The following is a 1,340-nucleotide window of genomic DNA, read 5'->3' as shown; positions in this document are numbered from 1 at the left end:
CTGTCTCTTGATCACAAGTCTGGTTAATCAAGAGACTTAGCGAGTTCATACCCTTCAAGGATGGTTTGTAACCTAAACCATCCTTGCCATAACGTCTTTATAGAAGCGCGCCCCGTTCGCTTGGTATTCTTCCAACCACCTAACCGAGCAATACCGTTGTAAGCCCATGATATATTAGGCGCTTCTTTCGGTAGTTCTTTCTTCTCCAACTTGAGCCACATTAACTTCCACGCTTTGCCTCTTAATACCCGCTCACAGCTGGTCTTAGATAACTCGTCTGATTCATTCATAAACCTCAACTGGAGTAACCGAGTCGCGATAAAAGCCAAAATAACGCTGAGCCTCTCTAAGTTGTCCTTACTTTGCATTCTCAGTTGCTCAACCTCTGTCCCTTCACTTTTCCAGACTTTATGAAAATCTTCTATCAGCCAGCGCCGCTCATAATAACTGACGATTTTGAGTGCCTCTTCCTTGCTCGTTATCGGCTCAGAAGTCAGTAAGTGCCATACGAGCTTATCGCTACTCTCTCCTTGTTCTATACATCCCACGTAGTAAAGCGGAATGTTATCGAACTCTTTCTTGTTAGCAGGAGACTTGAGTGTCACGGGGGCATATTTGATATCTAAATGAGCCTTGCGAGCTTTACGCCCCCCTTTTTGCGGTATTTCGAGCACTTTCTCTCCGGCTGATAACAGGGTAGAGGCATAGCTATAAAGACGATTATCATGCTCTTCAATACAGCGGCTTTGCATTGAGCGAACGATGAACCTTTGTTGTTGCTCTCGCTTGTAAGTGAGGTATTCAAATAGGTCGGCTTCTCTATCGCACACAGAAATGACATCCGAAATTTTATCGCCAAGTCGCTCAGCGACATGGCGAGAGGCTTGTTCCCACTTATAACTTTCTTTCTCTTTGTATGGTCGAGTCGCATGCTGGTGCCTTTGGCCTCGCTTTTCTATATCACGAGTCCAGCGCTGTTGTTCAATTAAACCAATAACAGATTGAGTGTCGGGAGCAAAAAGTAAGGTTGAGTGTACGAACATGGCGCGATGTCGGTTGCCTTGATTGGAGTGCCCGAGTTCATCTCGAATGCTGCGATGGGAGTAACTGAGAGAAGTGGTGTCTTCTAAGGCAAGAAGTGTTTGTTGCTCTAATGCTTCTTGTGCGGTGACATAAAACCCCGCTTCTGCGATATCTTCTGCTTTGATTTGCTCATTACGGATGAAGCGATAAGCCCCTTCCATTTCAGCAGGGGAGATAATGAGTTTCGAGACGGGTACACCAGGTTGCTCGGCCAGTGAGGCTGCGAGAGTAACGAGTCTTTGAGTGCGTCTAGGGTC

The 1,340-nt window shown here is 46.2% G+C and carries 1 protein-coding gene; it reads right to left on the bottom strand.

Features of this window, described 5'->3' with window-relative positions; translation table 11 throughout:
* Window positions 1-23: 23 nt before the first annotated feature.
* Window positions 24-1,340, bottom strand: a 1,317-nt coding sequence (locus tag AB6E52_RS23035; RefSeq protein ID WP_372189994.1) for an IS4 family transposase, incomplete at its 5' end; no start/stop codon positions are given.

The sequence above is a fragment of the Vibrio sp. 10N.247.311.13 genome, from assembly GCF_041467595.1.
Lineage (GTDB): Bacteria > Pseudomonadota > Gammaproteobacteria > Enterobacterales > Vibrionaceae > Vibrio > Vibrio crassostreae_C.
Note: the sequence above shows the minus strand (reverse complement) of the source record. Positions and strands in the feature narration are given on the sequence as shown.